This window comes from Micromonospora sp. NPDC127501, assembly GCF_040302185.1.
In the GTDB taxonomy this organism is placed as follows: Bacteria; Actinomycetota; Actinomycetes; order Mycobacteriales; family Micromonosporaceae; genus Micromonospora.
In genome coordinates this window covers 117529-132674 of sequence record NZ_JBEORJ010000001.1, presented here as the reverse complement: position 1 = coordinate 132674, position 15146 = coordinate 117529, and the positions used below count along the sequence as shown (strand labels likewise).

The following is a 15146-nucleotide window of genomic DNA, read 5'->3' as shown; positions in this document are numbered from 1 at the left end:
CATTCGAGGGGGACGGGCGCTTCGCTGTGCGGGTTGGTCAGCCGACCACGGACCGCAGTGGCACCTTGGCGGCGTTCAACGCGCGTACCAGATCCCTCGCGAACGGGTGTTCGTCCACCTGGAGTCCCTGCGGGTTCGGGATCACGACGTACGCCGAGCCGTTCTTCTCGGACGCCTGCGCGTCGGCGGTGAAGCGTTCGACGACCGCCCGGGTGCGGGCCAGGTCGCCGGCCGCCACCTGGATGGTGATCGGCCGCCAGCCGCCGCCCAGGTCCGGCGGTACCGGCGCGGCGGCGGCGCTGGCGCGCGCCGCGTCGACGCCGGCCGGACGCCGGGCGTCGGGCGCGGCGGTCGTCGGGTAGAGCAGCGCGTTGGCGACCAGGTGCAGGCCATTTTCGTTGTACGCGCGGAAGAGCGGATTGAACGCGAACAGCACCGCCCGACCGGCGCCGGTCGGCTCGTCGACGACGGCTGCGGTGCCCTTCAGCGTCTCCGCCCCGACGGTGAAACCGTTGGCCCAGAAGGTATCGCCCGTCGGGTAGGTGAGCACGTTCGTCCCGGTGGTGCTCGGGGTGAGGATCGGGTCGCTGTTGTTGAACTCGAAGTCCTCCGCCGGGCGACCCAGCGCCACCGGGCTGGCCTGGTCGACGTCGACACGCAGGTGCGAGCCGATCACCAGGTAGTCCGCCGGCTTGGCCTTCTCCGTGGTCGAGGTGAGCCCGGCGGCCCGGGCCACCCGGGTGCCCTCGTTGCGCAGCCCGAGGTAGGTGTGACCCTGGCTGATCCAGTCGCGCAGGTTGGCCTGCCCGGCGGCGGTCAGGCCGCCGCTGGCGCTGCTGCCGTCCGGCACCAGCAGCACGGTACGCCCGGTGAACGCCTCGGTGTTGTCGTTGATGTCGGCAGTGGTGACCGGTGTGAGGTCGAGGCCCCACCGCTTGCCGAGCACGTAGCGGGCCTCGCCGTGCGAGCCGGAGGTGGTGGAGATGCCGGTGCCCTGGAACAGCCCCACGTCGGGTAGATCGAGGCGGGTGCCGGAGGGCCGACCGCCCGGGGTGAGGCTGACCCCGAGGGATTCGGCCAGCCCGTCCACGGTCCGGTTCACCCTGGCCGCCGGGATGGCGACAGTGCTGGTCGTGAGGTCACGGACCAGGGGTACGCCCCGGCCGAGCAGGCTGAAGGTGAACTCCGCGGCGGCGGCCGAGTCGAGCGGGTACGTGTACGAGCCCCAGGGCCAGGCCGCACCGGTGCGACCGCCGGAGACCTTGCGTACCAGTTCGGCCCTCGGCCGGACGGTGTCTCCGGTGTAGATGGTGTTGATGCCCATCAGCAGCGGGTTGCTCCAGGACGACACGTCGTAGAAGTACGGGAACGGGACGTAGGGGTCCTCGCCCATGATGGCCTGGATCCAGTGCTTCTGCGGTTGGTCCATCGGGATCCAGTACGCGCCCTTGGGCACCGTCACGTTGGTGGCGCTGCGCCCACCGAAGACCCGCGCGGTGGGCACCCGGGTCGGCTTCTGCACCTCGTACACCTCGACGTCCATCCGGCGCAGCCGCTCGACGAGTTGGCGGACGTCGGCGAGCTGCCGGTCGGGCAGCAGGAAGTACGAGCGGATGGTGAGGTCCGGCACCGGGAACTGGACCTCGTTGGTGGGCTGCACCACCTCGTTCGGTTCGAGCGTGCCCGCCCTGCCCTGGGCGAGCGCGTCGGTCCAGATGTCGAAGTAGCCGTCGAGCACCTCGCGTTTGTTCGCGGCAGCCCAGCCGAGCGTCGACCACTGGGTGTGGAACTGCTGCTGGACCCGGTCGGCCACGGCCGACGCGCTGCCCTTCTCGTACGTCATGCCGGCCGCACCGAAGCCGGTGGTCGGCACCGTGTCGCCGTAGCCCATGAAGAACATGTCGTACGTGTCGTAGTTGAAGTAGCACTCGGTGGTGACGGTCTCGTCGCAGGCCCCGTTGAAGCCGAAGCCCGCCTTGTTGGCCTCGCCGATGCGGTTGATCCAGTCCACCGCCTCACCGGCGATCTCGTGGTGGATCGGGTCGGCGTTGGGCGGGAAGAAGTACTGCCGGCCGCCCATCTCGTGTGCGTCGATGAACACCTGCGCCGGGTAGCGGCGCAGCAGTTCGAGCTTGCCGTCGGTCTCCTGCTGGGTGCGGGCGAACCAGTCCCGGTTCAGGTCGAAGCCGAACTCGTTCTGCCGGCGGGTCGCGTCGCGGCCGTCCGGGTTCTGGGTGGGGACGATGATGGTGACCAGGTTGTCGTTGCGCTGGGCGACAGCGCAGGACAGGCCCGCCGCCAACTCGTACAACGTCTTGAGCGCCGCGTCGGCGCCGCTCTTCTCGCCGCCGTGCACGTTCGCGGTGACCCAGACGATGGCCGGGCTGTCCTTCGCCGTCCGAGCGGCCGTTCGCGCGCTGGTCCGGCGCGGATCGCGCAGGTCCCGGATGTCGTCGGCGATCTCGCGTAGCGCGGCGGGCCGCACGTGGCGTTCGTTGGACACCACCGCGTACGGCAACGGCTGGCCGAGCACGCTGGTGGTCATCACGCCGGTGACGACCCGGTTGGAGGCGCGGTCGACCGCCCCGAGATAGGTCCGGACCTCGTCGTTGGTGACGACCCGCTCCTGCCCGACGCCGAGCGGGAAGCCGAGCACGTTCTCCGGAGTGGGCACCGTACCCAACCGGGCGGCCGGGTCGTCGCTGCACCGGGTGGGCGGGGCGGCGCTCGCGGCCGTTGTGCCGCCGAGCAGGGGGACCATGCCGAGCAGGAGGGCGATCGTCGCGGCACCTGCCAGCCGCCTGGCGGGGACCATCCGGAATGGACGTGTCGGTGGGGCCATGAGTCGTGTTTCCCTTCTCGGGAACAACTTCGCAGTGGCCGGAGCCTATGAACCGCCGATACGACGGTCAAGGGTTGATCGATATTGACGACTACTCGGCGTGCCGGTTCCGACGCGGACTGGCAGGATGGTGGCGTGGGCTTGTCGTCGTCTGGGAGGAGGAGACGTGCCGGAGATGATCACGCTCTCGGTCCATCCGGATTTTCCGTCCGCCGATGCTCGGCGTTCGCTGGCGTCCTGGCTGCGCGCTGAGGATCGGCTGCGGGAGGGGGTGACCACGACGTCCCCCGACGGGACGTCGGCGGACACCACGGACGTCCTCCAGGTGGCGGCCAGCGATGCGGGCACCGCCATGGTGCTGGTGCAGGCGATCGCCGGCTGGCTGACCCACCGCCGCGACGATGTGACGGTGAGACTCACCCGGCCCGACGGATGGTCGGCCGAGGTGGACGTGCACCGGGCTCGGGACATGGACCAGGTGACAGCGCTCATCGAGGCCGCGGTGCGCGCGGTGACACCCGCACAGCGGTGAACGGCCCGCCGCCGGCCGAGAGGTCGGCCGGCGACGGGCCGGGTGACGCAGGTACGGCTACCAGGTGGTCAGGCCGAGGCCGATCGTCTTGGTCAGCGTGGCGTTGTCGTCGTCGCCGTCGAGCGACCAGATCATGGCGCCGGCCAGGCCGGCCCGGCGGATGTAGAGCGTCTTCTGCAACACGACCGCCGGATCGTCGTACGTCCACAACGTCGTACCGTCGAACAACCAGGCGTGCCCGGCGCGCAGGTCGCGGTGCACCGTGTAGCCGTTACCGGTCAGGGTCTTCAGCTTCTTGTAGTCCTCGTAGCCGGCCTCGAAGGTGGCCGGCGCGGGCCCGGTGGCCGGCTGGAACAGGCCGTTGCCGCCGCCGGTGATGCCGGTCCAGCCGCGACCGTAGTAGGGGATGCCGAGCACGAGCTTGTCCCGCGGCGCGCCACGGGCGATCCACCCGTCGACGGCGACCTCGACGGAGAAGTCCGGGTTGTCCGGGGCACCCGCCGGAACGCGCAGCGCCGACTGCTGGTTGGCCCGCGCATCCCAGCCGCCGTGGAAGTCGTAGCCCTGCACGGTGGCGAAGTCCAGGTACTTGAAGATCTTGCGGCCCTCGTAGCCGGCGTCCATGGTGGCCGGGCTGGCCGGCAGGAACGCGGTCAGTGGGTGGTGCGCGCGGGTCGTGCGACCGTACGCGTCGAGCTGCCGGCGGAACTCGGCGAGCAGTTTGGTGAAGTTCTCCCGGTCCTCCGGGCGGATGACGTTGCCGGGCTCACCCGCCCAGTTGGGCCACTCCCAGTCGAGGTCGATGCCGTCGAAGACGCCGGCTGCGGTACCCGGGGCAGTGCCCGGCAGGTTTCCCTTGAGGTAGAGATCGATGCAGGACGTGACGAAGGCCTTGCGGGAGGAGTCCGTGCGGGCCGCGTTCGAGAAGTACGTCGACCAGCTCCAGCCGCCCAGCGAGATCAGCACCTTCAGTTTGGGGTGCTTGGCCTTGAGCTTGGCGAGCTGGCCGAAGTTGCCGTTGAGCGCCTGGCCCGGTGCGTCCGCGACGCCGTCGACGCTCTCCTCGGCCGGGACGGGACGCTGGTAGTCGGCCCAGGCGTCGCCCTCGCCGGGCCCACCGTCCACGTAGCAGCGGCCGTCCTCGCTGACGTTGCCGAAGGCGTAGTTGAGATGGGTGAGGCGGCTCGCCGCCCCGGAGGTTTCGAGCTTCTTGACCGGGAAGGCCCGGCCGTAGATGCCCCACTGGGTGAAGTAGCCGACCCGGTGGTAACCGGTGCGGCGCTGCTGGTTGTCGCCCGCGCTGGCCGCGCTGGGCGGGGCGGCCGTGAACAGCAGGGCCGCCAGGGTGACCACGGCGGTGAGACGGCGGTGGCGGAATGGTCGCATCGGCACACTCCCACGAGGCATGAGACAGAATTAGTAAAGAGACTTATCTGATTGATGAAGTTAAGCCGGTCACCGTCCGGGGTCAAGGGCGTCCAGCCACATGGGGGATTGTTGCGGCGTTACCCGGTGGTAACGATGTTGTGCCATGGACTCCGCCCTGACTCTGATCGGCCTGCCCATCGCCCTCGGCATCATCATGCTCGGTCTGGGTCTCGGACTGACCATGGCGGACTTCCGCCGGGTGGCCCAGCATCCACGCGCCGCCGTCATCGCCCTGGTGTGCCAGGTGCTGGTGCTGCCGGCCCTCTGCTTCTGCCTCGTCCTCGCGTTCGACCTGGCACCCGAGCTGGCCGTCGGCATGATGCTGCTGGCCGCCTCGCCGGGCGGCACCACGGCCAACCTCTACAGCCACCTGTTCGGCGGGCACGTGGCCCTGAACATCACCCTGACCGCCATCAACTCGGTGCTCGCCGTGTTCACCCTGCCGATCCTGGTCAACCTGTCCGCGGCGTACTTCCTGCCCGACGGCAGGAGCATCGGCCTACAGTTCGACAAGGTGCTCCAGGTCTTCGCCATCGTCCTCGTACCGGTCGCGATCGGCATGCTCGTCCGGGCGCGGATGCCGCACCTGGCCGAGCGGCTGAACCGCCCGGTCCGGATCCTCTCCGTCGTCGTACTCGTCGCGGTGATCGCCGGCGCGGTGCTCGGTGAGCGGGAGAACATCGCCGACTACTTCGTCTCGGTCGGCCTGGCCGTGCTCGCGTTCAACCTGCTCAGCCTCGCCATCGGGTACGGGGTGCCGCGCCTCGCCGGTGTCGACCGGAGCGCCGCGACGGCCGCCGGTTTCGAGATCGGCATCCACAACAGCACCCTGGCCATCACGATCGCGCTCAGCCCGGCGCTGCTGAACAGCACCCAGATGGCGATCCCGGGCGCCGTCTACGGCATCGTCATGTTCTTCACCGCGGCGGCCTTCGGCTACCTGGTGACCCGCGTCGGCGCCCGGTCCGCCACCGCCCTGACGCCCTGACGGCCGGTGCCCTGTCGCCCCGAGGGCAGCCGTCGAGGCGACAGGGCGGACGGTGACGGTCAGCCGACCTGGTTGTTGTCCTTCTGCGCGCCCCAACCGTGCCAGCGGTCGATCTCGATCAGGGCACTGACCCGGGCCCGTTCCCGGCGTGGGTACGCGTTGCCCGTGTAGTGCTTCGACAGCCGGTCGATGTCCGCCAGACCCTCGTCGGGGCGCAGCTCGGTGACGTGCCCGATGATGCTGACGTGGGTGTACCAGCCAGCCTCGTCGAGCACGGTGAGAGACACCCGGGGGTCGTTGCGGACGTGCTCCAGCCGGCGGCGGCTCTCGTCCATGTTCACCAGGATCCGGCCGTCCTCCCACAGGTACCAGGTGGCGGCGGACACCGGCTGGCCACCATTGCGAAGGGTGGTCATGACGGCGGGGTTCGGCTTCTGGAGCATGGCGACCGCGGCCTCGGGAAGCGGTGGCTTGGACATGAAGTCTCCTCGTCGCGACAACGTTTACCCCTGCACGTTACGCACCCGCCCGCCCCGATCATGGTGCTACAGGTACATCGCGCGGTCAGCCGAGCCAGCGGCCGTCACGCATGAGGACGCGGCCCTTCAGCTCGTTCGCCTCCCGCCAGGCCTGGATGCGCTGCGGTCGGATCAGAAAGTACTGGTAAGGCTCGTCGAGGCCACTCGGGTCGAAGCCCGTCTTCGTCGCGAACGCATCACCCGTCTCCGGGCCGAGGTCGGCGATGTCCACCGGCTCGGCGGTGCCGTCGACGATGACGACGTCGCGCGTCGGCCCGAGGCTGAGTCGCACCCGACCGTCCGCCACCAGGTTGCGGCCGGTGATCGAGGCGCGCGGCGTTGAGACGAGGAACGCGGTCCCGTCCCAGAGGAACGAGAGCGGTATGAGGTGTACGCCCCCGGGGGAGCCCGCCGTCGCGACCCAGAGGTCGATGTCGCTCTCCAGTCTGGCGCGAGTGTCCCGAAGCCTCTGCTCGAGCCCACGCGGCGGAACTTCCGTCATGCTTCCTCCGGTCACTTCGCGGTCGCCAGCGATGAGGCTTCCCAGGCGAACCCGTCCGGGTCGGTGAAATGCCCGCCGTCGCCGCCGATCGTGAGTCGATGCGACCCGGTGCCGTCGGGGGCGACGCCGACGTCCTTGGCGAGGGCACGACGTCGGTACAGCGCCAGCTTCACGGGGCTGGACCCGGCAACGAACTCGACGTACATGCGGCCGAAGCTCCTCGCCACGGCAAGGCCGCGCTCGACGTAGAACCGCTTGCTCGCAGCCACGTCCGCGACTCCGAGCAGGAGCACGATCTCGTCGATCTGCCGGGTAGCCGGGCCGCTGTCCTTCTTCGCCGAGGTCGCGATCTTCCAGATCGTCCCGTCCGGGGCCTGCACGACACCGCCGTAGCCCCAGAGCGACTTCGCGGCAGGCTTCAGCGACGTGGCACCGGCGTCCAGGGCGGTGCCGATGAGGCCGTTGACGGTGGCCGGCTGGGACACCGTGAGCGCCAGCGTGAACCCACGGAAGCCGCTCGTCGGTGCGTCCGAGGCCCGCAGGCGGATCTGCTTGTCCAGACCGAAGGCGGCGGTGTAGAAGCGCTGGGCGGCCGCGGGGTCGGCCACGTCGAGGGTGACGGAAGCGATGGATGTCATGGCGATCACGCTATTCGCGGCCGGGCGACCGGCGCTTCTTGAATCCTGACCGGTCTCGTCAGCTGTCCCGAACGGCGCAGATCGAGGACCGGACGGCTCAGCGAAGCTCTTGGATGCGGACCAGGTTGCCGGCGGGATCGCGGAAGGCGCAGTCGCGGATGCCGTACGGCTGCTCGGTCGGCTCCTGGACGACCTCGGCGTCGCCGGCCTGCACCTTCTCAAATGTGGTGTCGAGGTCCCGGGTGGCCAGCAGGATCCAGCCGTAGGTGCCCTTGGCCATCATCTCGGTGATGGTGCGGCGCTCGTCCTCGGTGGCCCCGGGGTCCGCGGCCGGCGGTGCCAGGAGGATGGACGTGCCGGGTTGGTCGGCGGGTCCGACCGTGATCCAACGCATCGTGCCCTGACCGACGTCGCTACGGACCTCGAAGCCGAGGGCGTCGCGGTAGAAGGCCAGGGAGGCGTCCGGATCGATGTGCGGCAGGGAGCACGTGTGAATCGTGATGTCCATGTCGATCATGCTAGGGGTAACGCCGTACCCGCGTGTGGATCCCCGTTCGCCCCCGACGAAGATGTGGTCATGAGCGAATCCACACTGCCCAGGCGTGTCGTCGTCACCGGCGCCACCGGCAAGCTCGGCCGTGCCGTTGTCGCCCACCTGCGCGCGGTCGGCGTCGACGTGCTGGCGGTGGACCGCGCCGGCGGCCGCGACCCACGCGACGTGGACGGCGAGTTCCTGCTGGCCGACCTGACCGACTACGGGCAGGTGGTGGAGGCGTTCACCGGGGGCGTCGACGAGCACGCGGGTGGCGTCGACGCGGTCGTGCACCTGGCGGCGGTTCCGGCTCCCGGGCTGATGTCGAACGCGGCCACCTTCGCGAACAATTCCGCCGCCACGTACAACGTGTTCGCCGCGGCCCGGGCGGCCGGAATCAAGCGGGTCGTGTGGGCGTCGAGCGAGACGGTGCTCGGGCTGCCGTTCGACACCCCGCCGCCGTACGCGCCGGTCGACGAGGAGTACGCGCCACGGCCCGAGTCGACGTACTCGTTGAACAAGGCCCTCGAGGAGGAGATGGCCCGGCACTTCTGCCGGTGGGACCCGGAGCTGGTCATGGTGGGGTTGCGCTTCTCCAACGTCATGGACGTCGAGGACTACGCGCCGTTCCCCTCGTTCGACGCCGACCCGCAGCTGCGCCGGTGGAACCTGTGGGGCTACATCGATGCCCGCGACGGGGCCCAGGCGGTCGAGCGCGCCCTCGCGTACGACCAGCCCGGTGCCGACGTCTTCGTCATCGCCAACGCCGACACCGTCATGAGCAGGTCCAGCGCCAGCCTGATGGCCGAGGTCCACCCGGGCGTCGAGATCCGCAAGGAGCTGGGTGAGCACGAGACACTGCTCAGCATCGACAAGGCCCGCCGGGTGCTGGGGTACGAGCCGCAGCACTCCTGGCGGGACCACGTCGACGTGCTGTAGGTCAGCGCGCCGCCTGGTAGGCGCGGCCGACGGCGGTCGCGGTGCTGCCGGTACGGAACAGGCCGGTCTGATCCTTGTCCGTGGCGGGCAGGCCGAACCACGCGTACCGCTGTAGCCAGGACAGGCCCCCCAGCATCCGGGTCGCCGCGGTGAGGAACGCGGCCTGCTGCGCCTGGGTGGGGAAGCGGACGCCGTTGGAGAAGTCGATCAGGGCGAACTCGGTGAGCCAGATCGGCAGCTCGTACCGGTCGTGCACGGCCTGGAGGTACGACCTGAGCTGGTTGACCGCGTTGGCGGTGGTGAAGTCGCCGCCGTACCAGTGCAGGGCGATGAAGTCGACGCGGTAGCCGCGCTGCTTCACCCCGGCCATGAACCGGTCGAGCCACTCGCCCGGCCGGTCGCCGCCCCAGGCCACCGCCGGGCTACCCAACGGAAGGCCGGTGGCCTGCAACTGCGGCCACAGGTCCAACGCCTGCTCGACGGTCATCTCCGCCTGACCCTTCAGGTCCGGCTCGTTGAACCCGAGCAGGTGGCGGCCGTTCTTCCTGGCCTGTTGCAGGTTGGTGGCGGTGACGCTCTTCGCCCCCCAGATCATCGGGACGAACTCGGTGTCCTTCGGGCTGGTGACGCCCGAGTGGGCCACGTCCCAGGTGTAGTACCAACTCGCCCCGGAGCTGGCCAGCGCCTGGTTGACGCCGTCGAAGGTCCACACGCCGACGCCCTTGCGCTTCGAGGTCGCCGCCGGGGCCGCCGGGGCGACCGGACGTCCCGTTGTCGGCTTCGCGGTCGGCGTCGGCGTCGGGCTCGCTACCGCCGGACTCGTCGCGGCGGCGGGTGTGGTCGCGCTGGGTGCGCCGGGCTGCGGGCTCGTTGGCGGCGGCGCGTCGAGCGCCTGCGTCGCCGCCGGGGCGGGCGTCGGCCCGGTGGGCTGCACCACGACGATCACACCGGTCACCAGTACGGCGACCACGGCGGCCACGAGGAGCGGCCACAGCAGACGCTGCGCACCGATCGGAAGGCGGGCGAGCAGACCGCCCCGGGGTTCCGCGTGGGCGCCTCGGGTGACCCCTGGTGTGACGACTCCATCCGGACCGGTTCCGCGCATCGTCTCGACTCCTCGTGTGGTCGTACCGCTACCGTCGTGGAACTGGCGGAAGATCCGCTACAGCCTCCCCTCAGGAGACTGACCGGTCGCACCGGGATAACAGTTTCCACCGCTGACGTCGGCCGCCGATCATCACGCGTCCGGCGGGATCGGATTCACCGCCGTCAACGTCTTCACTTGACCACAACGAGCGCGTAGCCTACCTGAAACGATTCATTAACCCGGAGGCCGACCCCTGCCGCCACACCGCGCAGAGAAGGATGAGGGCCAGGAATGATGCACACGTCGCGGCGTCACACCACACTTTCCGCACTTCTCGTGCTGCTACTTGGCCTGACACCGATGGTGGCACCGCACTCGGCGACCGCCGCGACGGCCGCCGCGGCGTTGACGGCGACCGACCTGACCGCCGAACGGGCCACCGCGCCGATCGGCCTGGACGTGGCGCGACCCCGCCTCGGCTGGCGGATCGACGCCACCACCCGGGGCGTCGTCCAGGAGTCCTACCAGGTACGTGTCGCCACCAGCGCGGACCGCCTCGGCGCCCCCGACGTCTGGGACAGCGGCCGGGTCCGGTCGCGGCAGAGCACCCTCGTCCCGTACGCCGGGCCGGCACTACGGCCATGGACCCGCTACGCCTGGCAGGTCCAGGTCTGGGACACCTCCGGCAACGCCTCCGGGTGGAGCACGCCGACGTTCTGGGAAACCGGCGTGCAGGGTGGTGCGGGCTGGCAGGCCGACTGGATCGGGCTGCCCTCGCCCACCGAATCCTGGGCCGACTACACAGTGCAGACGACGGTCCGGCTGGAACGCGACGCGGCTGGGATCTTCCTGCGTGCCCGGGGCGCGGGCAACGCGTACATGTGGCAGTTCTCCATCACCGGCGGCAGCGCCAAGCTGCGCCCACACGCCCGGGTCAACGGCGCCTGGACCGTGCTCAAGGAGGTGCCGCTCGGCGGTGTCGTACCGGCCGACAGGCTGACGACGCCGCACACCCTGCGCATCACGGCGGCCGGGAACACCATCACGACCTGGGTCGACGGCACCCAGGTCGACGTCACCACCAGCACCGCGCACCAGTCCGGCTCGGTCGGCCTGCGGACCAACGGGCTGGAGTCCGGCGTCTTCTCCAACTTTTCGGTGACCAGCGGCGGCCAGACGCTCTTCGCGGCTCCGCTCACCGACGGGGTGAACCCGTTCGGGGCCGGCACGGCCACCGCGGCCGGGCTGCGGGTCGGCGGCGACACCGAGGCCATGCTCGTCGCGCTGGACGCGAACCCGCTGCTGCGCCGAGGCTTCCGGGTCGACGGTACGGTCGCCCGGGCCCGGATCTACGCCACCGCGCTCGGTGTCTACCAGCTCTCCCTCAACGGCCAGCGGGTCGGCGACCACGAGCTGGCACCCGGCTGGACCGACTACCACAAGCGGGTGCAGTACCAGACGTACGACGTGACCGGCCAGCTCCGCCCGGGCGACAACGCCCTCGGCGCCCTGCTGGGCGATGGTTGGTACGCGGGCAGCATCGCCTGGTTCGGCACCGACAACTACGGCTCCCGGCCGCACCTGAGCGCGCAACTGCGCATCGACTACACCGACGGTCGCAGCGCGACTGTCAACACCGACGGTTCGTGGCGCGCCACGGCGGGGCCGTTCCTGCAGAGCGACCTGATCCACGGTGAGACCTACGACGCGCGGCGGTTGCCGGCCGGCTGGAACCAGCCCGGGTTCAACGACTCCGGCTGGAAGCCCGCCACCGTCGACGCCGTCGACGCCACCGACAAGATCGTCGCCCAGGTCGACCCGCCGGTGCGGGTCACGCAGGAGTTGCCGGCCCGGGTGCTGACCCAGCCCACCCCCGGCACCTGGATCTTCGACCTCGGCCAGAACATGGTTGGCAAGGTGCGGCTGAGGGTCAACGGTCCGGCCGGTACGACGGTCCGGATCCGGCACGCCGAGGTGCTCAACCCGAACGGCACCGCGTACACCGCCAACCTGCGGTCGGCCCGAGCCACCGACCTCTACACCCTGCGCGGCGGTGGTGCCGAGGTCTACGAGCCGACCTTCACCTTCCACGGCTTCCGCTACGTCGAGCTGACCGGCTATCCGGGCACCCCCGACCTGTCCTCGGTCACGGGTCTGGTGATGCACACCGACGGGGAGCTGACCAGCGAGTTCCAGACCTCCAACGCCATGGTGAACCGGCTGCACAGCAACATCACCTGGGGGCAGCGCGGCAACTTCCTGTCGATCCCGACCGACACCCCGGCCCGCGACGAGCGGCTCGGCTGGACCGGCGACATCAACGTCTTCGCCGACACCGCGACGTTCAACATGGACAGCCTGACGTTCCTCACCAAGTGGTTGCAGGACCTGCGCGACGCGCAGTCGGCCAACGGCGCGTACCCCGACGTCGCGCCGCGCGCCTGCTGCGGGGACGGCGCGACGGGCTGGGCGGACGCCGGGATCACGGTGCCGTACGCGCTGTGGCAGCGCTACGGCGACACCCGGGTGATCGAGGAGCACTACGCGTCGATGGTGCGGTACGCGTCCTGGCTGGAGAGCACCAGCTCGGGCAATCTGCGGACCAACGCCGGCCCGTACCTCGACTGGCTCAACCTCGACGATCCGACACCGGCCGGGGTGGTCGGCACCGCCTACTACGCGTACAGCATCCGGCTGCTGGGGGAGTTGGCCGCCGCCATCGGGCGCGACGCCGACGCGACCCGCTACGCGGCGCTGTCCAGGACCATCGCCCAGGCGTTCGTCAACACCTACGTCGCGGCCGATGGAACCGTGCAGGGCGACAGCCAGACCGGCTACGTGCTGGCCATCGGTATGGGCCTGCTGACCGACCCGCTGCGGAGCAGGGCCGCCGACCGGCTGGTCGCCAACGTGCAACGGCACGACTGGCACCTCTCCACCGGTTTCCTCGGCACCCCGGACCTGCTGCCGGCGCTGACCGCCACCGGGCACCTCGACGTCGCCTACCGGCTGCTGCTCAACGACACCTACCCGTCCTGGGGTTACGAGATCGCCAGGGGCGCGACCACGATCTGGGAGCGCTGGGACTCGATCAGACCCGACGGCAGCTTCGGCGACGTGGGGATGAACTCCTTCAACCACTACGCGTACGGCGCCGTCGGCGACTGGATGTACCGGACGGTGGCCGGCATCCAGCCCGACGCCGCCAACCCGGGATACGCGCACGTCACGTTCGCCCCGCAACCGGGCGGCAACCTCACCTCGGCCACGGCGTCGTACCGCTCGGCGTACGGGACGATCGGCAGCGACTGGGACCTCGACGCGCGCGGCGACATGCGGCTGCGCGTCACAGTGCCGCCGAACACCACGGCGACGGTGCGCTTCCCGGCGCCCGGACGCGAGGCGGTCACCGAGGGCGGGCGGCCGGCGGAGCAGGCCGACGGGGTGCGGTTCGTGCGGATGGACGGCGCGGTCGCCGTGTACGAGATCGGGTCCGGTTCCTACTCCTTCGCGGTCGTCCCACCGACGGGCGCCTCCGACCACGTCGACCTCGGCGTTGCGGCGTCCGAGCAGGCGCACCGCCTCACCGCCTCCACCTACTCGGCCACCAGCACCGAGGCCGGGCTGACCCGCCGGTACACCGACGTGACCCGCCCGGGCGGTTGGTTCGAGTTCGATCTCGCCGTCCGGCCCGGTGAACCGTTCGCGCTGCGCCAGGTCGAGACGTACGACGGGCCTCAGCTCAAGGACTACCAGGTGGTCGTGGACGGGGTGGTGGCGCACACCCGCTCGTGGCAGCGCACGGCGGGCGGCGCCGGCACGGTCAGCTACCAGTTCGTCGTCAACCTGCCGGACGCCACCCGGGACGGCGTCGTGCGGGTGCGGTACCAGGACACCGGCACCGGCTACGACCCGTCGATCGCCGACGTCTGGGCGATGCCCGGCCCGGCGGCCTGACCCGGCGGGCCGAGCCTGCGGATTCGTGAATCAGCGTCGGGGCTGGTCGCTGGATCGGCGGACGACCAGCTCGGGCTGGAACACCACGTGCCGGTGCCGGTGCGTGTCGCCGGAATCGGCCTCGTCGAGCAGTAGCTCCGCCGCGGTGCGGCCGAGCTGGTCGCGGGGCTGGCGTACCGACGACAGCGGCACCGCCGCCGCGTCGGCGAACTCGATGTCGTCGTAGCCGACGATGGCCACGTCGGCCGGCACCCGCAGCCCACGCGCGGTCAGTTCCTGGAGTACGCCGAGCGCGAGCAGGTCGTTCGCGCAGAACACGGCGGTGGGGCGCTGCCGGGCCGGTAGGGCCAGCAGTTCCTCGGCGGCACGTCGGCCGGCGGCGACGGTCAGGTTGCTGGTGACCGCCACCCGGAGTTCGGCGGTGCCGCCGCGTTCCTTCAGCGCTGCGGCGGCTCCGGCGTGCCGGTCGGCGACCTGGGCGATGGAGACCGGGCCACCGAGGTAGGCGATGCGCTGGTGGCCCTGGTCCAGCAGGTGGTCCATGGCGAGTCGGCCACCGAGGACGTCGTCGACCGCCACCGAGCAGCGGTTCGCGCGGCCCGTGCCCCGGTCCACCAGCACCACCGGGATGCCTCGGTCGACGAGCTTGTCCAGGTTGGGCTGAGGGCCGTGGCCGACCGGGGTGATGAGGACGCCCCGGACCCGCTGCTCCTCCAGCAACTCGAGGTGGCGGCGCTCCCGGGCGCTGTCCTCGCCACTGTTGCAGACGACGAGCATGGCGCCGGCTTCCTCGATCACCTGCTCGGCACCCCGCACGACGTCGGTGAAGAACGGGTTGGCCACGTCCAGCACCACGATGGCGACGGTGCGACTGTGCCCGGCGCGTAGTTGACGCGCGGAGTCGTTGCGGACGTAACCGAGGGTGGTGATGGCGTCGAGCACCCGTTGGCGGGTGGCGGGGGCGACCGTGTCGGGCCGGTTGAGCACGTTGCTCACGGTGCCGAGGGAGACGCCGGCGTGCCGGGCGACCTCCTTGATGTTCGCCGTTGCCATGACTCCCTCAATGCCTGGTGCGGTGGTCGGGGCCCGCGCCGACCGGGTCCGCCCGGCAGTCTATAGCGGCTAAAACGTTTCATCTATTCGCCTCGGTGTGGCAACAACGAAGAAATGACAGTGAAACCCT

General features: G+C 70.4%; 12 protein-coding genes. 4 read left to right on the top strand and 8 right to left on the bottom strand.

What is annotated here, in order from left to right:
• Nucleotides 1–37: 37 nt before the first annotated feature.
• Nucleotides 38–2815 (bottom strand): M14 family zinc carboxypeptidase, encoded by a 2778-nt coding sequence (locus ABTW72_RS00520; RefSeq protein WP_350852241.1) that lies wholly within the window; start codon nucleotides 2813–2815, stop codon nucleotides 38–40.
• Between the two features lie 202 nt (nucleotides 2816–3017).
• Between ABTW72_RS00520 and ABTW72_RS00515 the strand changes: the two genes are divergently transcribed.
• Entirely contained in the window at nucleotides 3018–3374 is a 357-nt protein-coding gene (locus ABTW72_RS00515; RefSeq protein WP_350853912.1) for an effector-associated constant component EACC1, read from the top strand.
• 57 nt (nucleotides 3375–3431) lie between these two features.
• Here the strand turns inward: ABTW72_RS00515 and ABTW72_RS00510 are convergent, their stop codons facing one another.
• Complete coding sequence (locus ABTW72_RS00510) at nucleotides 3432–4760, bottom strand: glycoside hydrolase family 18 protein (RefSeq protein ID WP_350852238.1); 1329 nt, start codon at nucleotides 4758–4760, stop codon at nucleotides 3432–3434.
• Nucleotides 4761–4905: 145 nt separating this feature from the next.
• Between ABTW72_RS00510 and ABTW72_RS00505 the strand changes: the two genes are divergently transcribed.
• Nucleotides 4906–5790 carry a bile acid:sodium symporter family protein gene (locus ABTW72_RS00505; protein ID WP_350852235.1) on the top strand — a complete coding sequence of 295 codons (885 nt, stop codon included), beginning with the start codon at nucleotides 4906–4908 and terminating at the stop codon, nucleotides 5788–5790.
• Between the two features lie 59 nt (nucleotides 5791–5849).
• Here ABTW72_RS00505 and ABTW72_RS00500 read toward each other — a convergent pair whose 3' ends face one another.
• The 4 genes from ABTW72_RS00500 to ABTW72_RS00485 all read right to left on the bottom strand — a co-directional run bounded on the left by ABTW72_RS00500 (nucleotide 5850) and on the right by ABTW72_RS00485 (nucleotide 7956).
• A complete protein-coding gene (locus tag ABTW72_RS00500; protein ID WP_030337921.1) occupies nucleotides 5850–6269 on the bottom strand; it encodes a PPOX class F420-dependent oxidoreductase in 420 nt (139 codons plus the stop codon).
• 85 nt (nucleotides 6270–6354) lie between these two features.
• Complete coding sequence (locus tag ABTW72_RS00495; protein WP_350852232.1) at nucleotides 6355–6810, bottom strand: pyridoxamine 5'-phosphate oxidase family protein; 456 nt, start codon at nucleotides 6808–6810, stop codon at nucleotides 6355–6357.
• Between the two features lie 11 nt (nucleotides 6811–6821).
• A complete protein-coding gene (locus ABTW72_RS00490; RefSeq protein WP_350852230.1) occupies nucleotides 6822–7448 on the bottom strand; it encodes a glyoxalase in 627 nt (208 codons plus the stop codon).
• Between the two features lie 97 nt (nucleotides 7449–7545).
• Nucleotides 7546–7956 carry a VOC family protein gene (locus ABTW72_RS00485; protein WP_350852227.1) on the bottom strand — a complete coding sequence of 137 codons (411 nt, stop codon included), beginning with the start codon at nucleotides 7954–7956 and terminating at the stop codon, nucleotides 7546–7548.
• 69 nt (nucleotides 7957–8025) lie between these two features.
• Here ABTW72_RS00485 and ABTW72_RS00480 point away from each other — a divergent pair, with 69 nt between their 5' ends.
• Nucleotides 8026–8919: an NAD-dependent epimerase/dehydratase family protein gene (locus ABTW72_RS00480; RefSeq protein WP_350852225.1), complete on the top strand. Its 894-nt coding sequence runs from the start codon at nucleotides 8026–8028 to the stop codon at nucleotides 8917–8919.
• A 1-nt stretch (nucleotide 8920) separates the two neighbouring features.
• Here the strand turns inward: ABTW72_RS00480 and ABTW72_RS00475 are convergent, their stop codons facing one another.
• Complete coding sequence (locus ABTW72_RS00475) at nucleotides 8921–10024, bottom strand: glycoside hydrolase family protein (protein ID WP_350852222.1); 1104 nt, start codon at nucleotides 10022–10024, stop codon at nucleotides 8921–8923.
• Nucleotides 10025–10366: 342 nt separating this feature from the next.
• Between ABTW72_RS00475 and ABTW72_RS00470 the strand changes: the two genes are divergently transcribed.
• The gene (locus tag ABTW72_RS00470) at nucleotides 10367–13963 is read left to right on the top strand and encodes a family 78 glycoside hydrolase catalytic domain (RefSeq protein ID WP_350852219.1); all 3597 of its coding nucleotides are present in this window, start codon (nucleotides 10367–10369) and stop codon (nucleotides 13961–13963) included.
• A 30-nt stretch (nucleotides 13964–13993) separates the two neighbouring features.
• On the opposite strand, the gene ABTW72_RS00465 is transcribed toward ABTW72_RS00470, so the two are convergent.
• On the bottom strand, nucleotides 13994–15016 hold the full coding sequence (locus ABTW72_RS00465; RefSeq protein ID WP_350852216.1) for a LacI family DNA-binding transcriptional regulator: 1023 nt from the start codon (nucleotides 15014–15016) through the stop codon (nucleotides 13994–13996).
• Nucleotides 15017–15146: the final 130 nt, after the last annotated feature.